At 70.0% G+C, this 6,456-nt stretch carries 9 protein-coding genes; 8 read left to right on the plus strand and 1 reads right to left on the minus strand.

All coding sequences use genetic code 11. The features are described from left to right. Window positions 1-291: 291 nt before the first annotated feature. Window positions 292-987 carry a hypothetical protein gene (locus tag GNZ18_RS03685; protein ID WP_156214591.1) on the minus strand — a complete coding sequence of 232 codons (696 nt, stop codon included), beginning with the start codon at window positions 985-987 and terminating at the stop codon, window positions 292-294. A gap of 265 nt (window positions 988-1,252) precedes the next feature. Between GNZ18_RS03685 and GNZ18_RS03690 the strand changes: the two genes are divergently transcribed. From GNZ18_RS03690 to GNZ18_RS03725, 8 genes are all read left to right on the plus strand, one after another. After that, window positions 1,253-2,020 (plus strand): hypothetical protein, encoded by a 768-nt coding sequence (locus GNZ18_RS03690; RefSeq protein WP_156214592.1) that lies wholly within the window; start codon window positions 1,253-1,255, stop codon window positions 2,018-2,020. Between the two features lie 168 nt (window positions 2,021-2,188). Then, window positions 2,189-2,578 (plus strand): DNA-binding protein, encoded by a 390-nt coding sequence (locus GNZ18_RS03695; protein WP_156214593.1) that lies wholly within the window; start codon window positions 2,189-2,191, stop codon window positions 2,576-2,578. Window position 2,579: 1 nt separating this feature from the next. After that, the gene (locus GNZ18_RS03700; RefSeq protein WP_156214594.1) at window positions 2,580-3,215 is read left to right on the plus strand and encodes a transcriptional regulator; all 636 of its coding nucleotides are present in this window, start codon (window positions 2,580-2,582) and stop codon (window positions 3,213-3,215) included. Between the two features lie 114 nt (window positions 3,216-3,329). After that, the gene (locus GNZ18_RS03705) at window positions 3,330-3,659 is read left to right on the plus strand and encodes a PadR family transcriptional regulator (RefSeq protein WP_156214595.1); all 330 of its coding nucleotides are present in this window, start codon (window positions 3,330-3,332) and stop codon (window positions 3,657-3,659) included. Next, complete coding sequence (locus tag GNZ18_RS03710; RefSeq protein WP_156214596.1) at window positions 3,656-4,012, plus strand: DUF1048 domain-containing protein; 357 nt, start codon at window positions 3,656-3,658, stop codon at window positions 4,010-4,012. The genes GNZ18_RS03705 and GNZ18_RS03710 overlap by 4 nt, the downstream gene beginning before the upstream one ends. 1 nt (window position 4,013) lies before the next feature. After that, window positions 4,014-4,340 (plus strand): DUF1048 domain-containing protein, encoded by a 327-nt coding sequence (locus GNZ18_RS03715; protein WP_156214597.1) that lies wholly within the window; start codon window positions 4,014-4,016, stop codon window positions 4,338-4,340. Between the two features lie 282 nt (window positions 4,341-4,622). Continuing rightward, window positions 4,623-5,573: an ATP-binding cassette domain-containing protein gene (locus GNZ18_RS03720; protein ID WP_156214598.1), complete on the plus strand. Its 951-nt coding sequence runs from the start codon at window positions 4,623-4,625 to the stop codon at window positions 5,571-5,573. After that, the gene (locus tag GNZ18_RS03725; protein WP_156214599.1) at window positions 5,570-6,379 is read left to right on the plus strand and encodes an ABC transporter permease; all 810 of its coding nucleotides are present in this window, start codon (window positions 5,570-5,572) and stop codon (window positions 6,377-6,379) included. The genes GNZ18_RS03720 and GNZ18_RS03725 overlap by 4 nt, the downstream gene beginning before the upstream one ends. Window positions 6,380-6,456 lie beyond the last annotated feature (77 nt).

Below are 6,456 nucleotides of genomic sequence, written 5' to 3' on the forward strand. Positions count from 1 at the left end.
GGTGAGGCCCTGCGTCACGGCGAGGGCCGCGTCGGTGTCGGTGCCGTCCAGCTCCTGTCGGTTCGCTTGCTCTCGTGAGTTGAGCGGAACAGCGCCCCGATTCCTGACAGAACCGACATGTGGCATGGACCACAGCGCAGCGGGAGCACCTCCCAGCAAACCCCATGAGGCCGCAGGGCCAGGGGCAGGAGTTCATCCCCCGGACGCACCGGCACGTCACAGGTGCTGGGGACGGCAAGGATGTCCACCGAAAGCTTCGCGCCGACGGTCTTGGTGAGCCTCGCGCGGAAATCAGGCGCAGGAGGGTTTGAGTTTCGCCTGCATGACGTAGCCGGATAGGTGCCGGGACGGGATGGTGCCGTAGTAGCGGTAGCGGCGGGGGGCATGCTCTTCCGGGATTTCCCGGAAGAAGGTGTCGCCGGGGATCGACCGTCCGACCAGGTCGCCGTCCTCGTCGAGGACATCGGCCGCCTGCTCGACCTCGTATCGGTTCGGCCGGCAACCGGCGGTCGGGGCGGTTTCCGGTGTCGAGCGTGCGGCGTGCCGGCTCCCGAAGATCCCGCCGAGGGCCGAGGCGGCGATGATCGTGGCTACCCCCGCGAGGACGGTCCAGCGCGCCCCGACCCGCGTTCTCTGGACCCGCCGCGTCACATCGGACGTCACATCGGACGTCTCATGTCGCCGGTTCACACCTGGCACGGTCTGGTCCCGGCCGTGCTCCGCGAGTTCCCCGGGGCCGTCGAGGTCCGGGTCATCGGGCAGGGAGACGGCGCCTCGAACGTGTTGATCAGCGTCCGCGGGTCCGCTCTGGTCCACGGGGGCGCCCAGGAACGCGGCCAGGAACTCCTCTCGCTCGCCCGGCCTCCACAGATCTCGCGCGTCCGCGGCAGCGACCATTAGGTGCAGGTTCGTCGCAGATACCGGCTTCCCATGCAAATAACGCCCCAACGCGGACTTCGACACACCGAGCACGTTCGCCTGCGCCACCAGGGTACTTTTCCCTGTCCGCTGTACCAGTTGCCGCATCAACTTTCTGCGCCGCTCAGCATCCATCGGCCCCGATGAGTGGGTCCCGGTCATTTCTCATCATCCCGTCTGCGTCGATCCCGGTGGGAACCAGCAGGTCAGAGCAGTGGGCCCTGGGATGGGAATTCCCACTTCGCGCGGGGCCCGTTCCGCCGCCGCGCTGCTGCCAATCTTTACTGACCGGGCGCCGGCGTGGCGCCGAAACACCAGGCAAAGGATCGCAATTATGATCATTGGCCCTGCCCACCTCGACCGATTCGCGGTCAAGGCCGGAACCGGACTCATGCTCGCGCTCACGCTCGCGACGGGCAATGCCGCCACGGCCTCCGCGTCACCGGCGACGCCCGCGCGAAGCGCGGCCGCCACCGCGCCGGCCGCGCCCAAGGTCCACTACACCAACAGCACCTTGGTCAACAGGAACTGCAAGGTCTTCTTCAACCACCCCGCCAAGCACCGCGACGACGCCAGTTGGCCCGCCGGCCCCTCGACGGCCTCCAAGAAGGTCGGAGTCCGCTACACCGCGGCCGGCTACGCCATGGTCCGCGACCCGCAGCGGGAGAAGGCGGGCCAGGCGCCCTGGTGGGGGTGGATCAACACCAAGTGCCTGGTCGACCCGGTCGCGCGCAGATTCCCCCGCGTCTCGAAGCCGCGCGATCTGACCAGCCGTCCCGACCCGGAGGGCTACGCCCCGGCCCTGCCCGACCGCCATGCCACCCGCGGCGACAACACCATCACCATCGTGGACATCACCCCCGCGGCCAGGCCCCTGCACGGGCGCGTGACGGTCACGTCCCCCGGCACCCTCCGCAACGGCGCCAAGAAGTACGCGATCGGCGCGGTCGACACGGGCTGGACCTTCCGCATCACCCGCAAGCACTGCCGCCGCCAGGACGGCCGCCCCTACGGCCGCAAGCAGTGGGTCTACGGCTACTCACCCAACGCGCGTCGCTACGGATGGGTGCAGGCCCACCACATGTCGGCCTGCATCGGCTGACCCGGCCACCGATCCCGCCCGCCCCACGAACACCCTGATGCGACGGTGCCGCCACATGAGCCGGGCGGCACCGTCGCGGCCGACCGCCCGGGGCCGGCCATGCAGGGGCGGCGGGTGGCTGTCAACGTTTTGTTGACAACAATATGTTGATGGCCCAGGGTGGGTCGCATGGAGAACGCAGACGCCGACCACGAGTCGGCCGCCCGCGAGGCGGATGCGCGCCGGCGGTTGCTGGACGCGGGCGCCTCGTCCCTTCCCCGGGCACCCTGGCTGCACGGGAGCCAGCCGCCCTCGGCGGTCGACCTGATCCGCTTCGCCCTGTGGCAGGACGGCTCCGGCGGTGGCGACGAGCGTGCCGTGGAGGCGGCCCTGACCCTGCTGGCGGCCGCGCGGGCCGAGGTGGACCAGGTGGAGGCCGCGCTGATGTTCACCGCACGCTCGCACGGCCTGTCGTGGCCGCGGATCTCCCGCGCGATGGGCCTGGCCTCCCCCCAGGCCGCGCAGCAGCGGTTCGGCCGGGTGACGGGCCGCGTCGAGGACCGTCGAGGGGGTGCTTGAGATGACGTATCCGTCCGTCCCGGAGGACCTGGCCCTCCACGGCGTCCGGGTGCTGGGCTTTCCGACGGCGTCCCGCGTCGCCGCCCGCTACGGGCTGGACGCCGACGCCGTCCAGGAGGCACTGCTGGACTTCGAGGCCCGGGGCTGGGTTCGCAGGTCGAGCTTCGCCGGCAGCTCCGGCTGGTCGCTGAGCGACGCCGGCCGCGCGGAGAACGAGAGGCGGCTGGCCCGCGAACTCGACCGGGCGGGTGCCCGGGAGGCCGTGACCAGCGCGCACACCGCGTTCGTGCCTCTGAACCGACGCTTCGGCAAAGCCTGCACCGACTGGCAGATACGGCCGAGCCGGACCGATCGCATGGCCTCCAACGACCACACCGACTGGCCCTGGGACGAACGGGTCCTGCGGACGCTGGCGAGCGTGGGCACGTCGTTCGCCGAACTATGCGGTCGACTCAGCGAGTGCCTGGCCCGCTTCGACGGCTACGCCGACCGCTACTCTTCGGCGCTCCAGAAGGTCGATCTGGGGCAGCGCGTCTGGATCGACGGCCACGACCGGGACTCGTGCCACATGCTGTGGGTCCAGTTCCACGAGGACCTTCTCGCCACCCTCGGGATCCCGCGAGGGTCCGACATCTGACGGCCTCCGCCCCGGCCGGCTCCCATCTGCTTGCTAGTCGGTGTTGCTAAGTACCGGTAGTCGGTGTTACTTTGTAGCAGTAGTCAGCGCTACCGAGTAGCTGGAAGGGGGGTCATGGACAAGCAGGTCACGGAGATGCTCAAGGGCACGCTGGAGGGCTGCGTACTTGAGATCATCGGCGCCGAGGAGACCTACGGGTACGCCATCACGCGGCGGCTGAACGAGCTCGGCTTCGCCGATGTCGTCGAGGGGACGGTCTACACCATCCTGCAGCGGCTGGAGAAGAACGGCCTCGTCCAGGCGACCAAGCGGCCGTCGGAGTTGGGGCCGCCGCGCAAGTTCTACGCGCTCAACGACGCGGGACGCGAAGAACTCGAATCGTTCTGGGCGAAGTGGGAGTACATCACCTCGCGGATCGAGAAGCTCAAGGAGGGCGGAAGATGAAGTTCTGGGAGACCGTGACGGGCGGCGACCTCACGAGGGAATGGAAGGCGTTCGAGGTCCGGGCCGAGGCACTGCCCTCCGGCCATCGGGCGGCATGGGAAGAGATCAAGGGCCATATTCTTCCCTATTCGAACTTCACCGGCCGGAACCTGATGCCGATTCTCGACGGTGCCCTGGGGCTGCTCGAAGAGTCCGCCGCCGACGGGCAGAGCGTCGAGGAGGTGCTGGGCGACGACATCGCAGGCTTCTGCGCGGCGCTGGCCGGCGGCGACGGGGCCCGGGGCTACCGCGACCGGTGGCGCGAGCAGTTGAACAGGAACGTCGCAAGGAAACTGGACCGGCTGGAAGGCTGACATGGGCATCCGAGACATCATCGAAGGCAAGAAGCAGTGGCGGACGCACATGGCCCGGGTCAAGGCGCTGCCGCCGGACTACCAGATCGTCTACAAGGAGATCCAGAAGTACCTCTTCAAGGTCGGACCGGTCGACCTGGTCGAGGGGAACCTGCTCTCTGAAATGCTCGAATTCTTCGAGGAGGGCGTCGCGTCCGGGAAAGGGGCACGGGAACTCCTCGGCGAGGACATCGCCGCCTTCTGCGATGAACTGATCAAGGACTCGCGCACCTACGCGGACATCTATCAGGAGTCCGTCAGGGAAAAGCGCCGCACGACCGGAAAGTAGCACCCGCGACCGGTGCCCGCGCCGGTCCCCGCACTTCCACAGCCCGCCTGCCGCGTCGCGCGGCCACTACGCCGGCTGTCCGCCGCGGTCGCCCGCGCCCCCCGCCCGGTGAGATCCCGGTCGCGTTCATCATCGGACGCGACCGCCTGGGCCCCGTCCGCCCATCCCGCGCCCCCGAGGCGACCGCTCCCCCCGAGTGCCGACTCCTCCATCACCCATGCCCGAGCCCGGCGTCCTCCCACGGCGGCCGCGCCTTACCCGCTGCTTCGAAGGAGCACCATCATGACCAGCGCGATCGCGGTCACCGGACTGCGCAAATCCTATGGCGACAACCTCGTGCTCGACGGCATCGACCTGACCGTCGCCGAGGGGACGATCTTCTCCCTGCTCGGGCCCAACGGGGCCGGCAAGACCACCACCGTCCAGATCCTGTCCACCCTGATCGGCGCCGACGGCGGCGACGTCCGGGTGGCGGGCCACGACCTGGCCACCTCTCCTCAGGCGGTCCGCGCGTCCATCGGCGTCACCGGCCAGTACTCGGCCGTGGACAAGCTCCTCACCGGCGAGGAGAACCTCATGCTGATGGCCGACCTGCACCACCTGCGGCGGCGCGAGGGCCGCCGGCTCGCGGCGCGGTTGCTGGAGCAATTCGACCTCGCCGAGGCCGCCGGGAAGCCCGCGTCCACCTATTCGGGCGGCATGGCCCGCCGGCTGGACCTGGCGATGACGCTGGTCGGCGACCCGCGCGTCATCTTCCTGGACGAGCCCACCACGGGCCTGGACCCGCGCAGCCGCCGCACCATGTGGCAGATCGTCCGCGACCTGGCCGGAAGCGGGGTGACGATCTTCCTCACCACGCAGTACCTGGAGGAGGCCGACCAGCTCGCCGACCAGATCGCGCTGCTCGACCACGGGACGCTGATCGCCGAAGGGTCACCCGCGGAGCTCAAGCGGCTCGTTCCCGGCGGGCACGTGTCCCTGCGGTTCACCGACGACGGCGCGCTCACCGGCGCGCTCACCGCGCTCGGCACCGGTTTCCTCGACACCTCCGACGACGACCGCCTCACGCTGCAGGTCCCCTCCGACGGCGGGGTCGCCTCGCTGCGCACCCTGCTCGCCCGGCTGGAGGCCGCTGGCATCGAACCGGCCGACCTGGCCGTGCACACCCCCGACCTCGACGACGTCTTCCTCACCCTCACCGGCAACCCCAAGGACAAGGACGCAGTCCGATGACCACCGCCACCGCCACCGCCACCGCCGTCCGCACCCGCACCCTGGCCGACTCGGCGACGATGATCCGCCGGCGCCTGAAGCACATGCTGCGCTACCCCGCCATGACGGTGCAGCTCATCGGCATGCCGGTGGTCCTGCTGCTGCTGTTCGTGTACGTCTTCGGCGGCACGCTCGGAAACGGGCTCGGCGGCGGGGGCCGCGGCCAGTACCTCGACTACGTCACCCCCGGCATCATCCTGATGACCACGGTCGGCGCCGCCACCAGCACCGCCATCTCGGTGGCCATGGACATGGCCGCGGGGATCGTCGCCCGGTTCCGGACGATGGCCATCTCCCGGGCGTCGATCCTCATCGGACACGTCATCGGCAGCATGATCTCCATCGCGGTCAGCATCGTGGTCGTCATCGGCGTCGCCCTGGCGATCGGCTTCCGGCCCAACGCCGACCCCGTCGAGTGGCTGGCCACCGCGGGCTTCCTGGCCGTGTTCGTCTTCGCGCTCACCTGGCTGGCGGTCGCGCTCGGCCTGGCGGCCAAGAACCCCGAGGGCGCCAGCAACGCGCCCCTGCTGCTGATGCTCCTGCCGTTCTTCGGCAGCGGCTTCGTGCCCACCGACTCGATGCCGACCGCCCTGCGCTGGTTCGCCGAGTACCAGCCGTTCACCCCGGCCATCGAGACGCTGCGCGGCCTGCTGACGGGCGAGGCCATCGGCGACAGCGCCTACCAGTCCCTCGCCTGGTCCGCGGGCATCGCCCTGGCCGGCTTCCTCTGGTCGATGAGGCTGTTCGGCCGCGACCCCGGCCGCTGACCGCACCGAACCGGCCGCGGGCGGCAGAACCACCGGGGTGGCGGCCGCCGGCGCCCCGGACGGGGGGGGGGGGGGGT

The sequence above is a fragment of the Actinomadura litoris genome, assembly GCF_009733595.1.
GTDB classification, from domain to species: domain Bacteria; phylum Actinomycetota; class Actinomycetes; order Streptosporangiales; family Streptosporangiaceae; genus Spirillospora; species Spirillospora litoris.

Coding starts and splice junctions, on each gene's coding strand:
- GNZ18_RS03690 (WP_156214592.1), top strand. CDS start 1,253: ATGATCATTGGCCCTGCCCACCTCGACCGATTCGCGGTCAAGGCCGGA.
- GNZ18_RS03695 (WP_156214593.1), top strand. CDS start 2,189: ATGGAGAACGCAGACGCCGACCACGAGTCGGCCGCCCGCGAGGCGGAT.
- GNZ18_RS03700 (WP_156214594.1), top strand. CDS start 2,580: ATGACGTATCCGTCCGTCCCGGAGGACCTGGCCCTCCACGGCGTCCGG.
- GNZ18_RS03705 (WP_156214595.1), top strand. CDS start 3,330: ATGGACAAGCAGGTCACGGAGATGCTCAAGGGCACGCTGGAGGGCTGC.
- GNZ18_RS03710 (WP_156214596.1), top strand. CDS start 3,656: ATGAAGTTCTGGGAGACCGTGACGGGCGGCGACCTCACGAGGGAATGG.
- GNZ18_RS03715 (WP_156214597.1), top strand. CDS start 4,014: ATGGGCATCCGAGACATCATCGAAGGCAAGAAGCAGTGGCGGACGCAC.
- GNZ18_RS03720 (WP_156214598.1), top strand. CDS start 4,623: ATGACCAGCGCGATCGCGGTCACCGGACTGCGCAAATCCTATGGCGAC.
- GNZ18_RS03725 (WP_156214599.1), top strand. CDS start 5,570: ATGACCACCGCCACCGCCACCGCCACCGCCGTCCGCACCCGCACCCTG.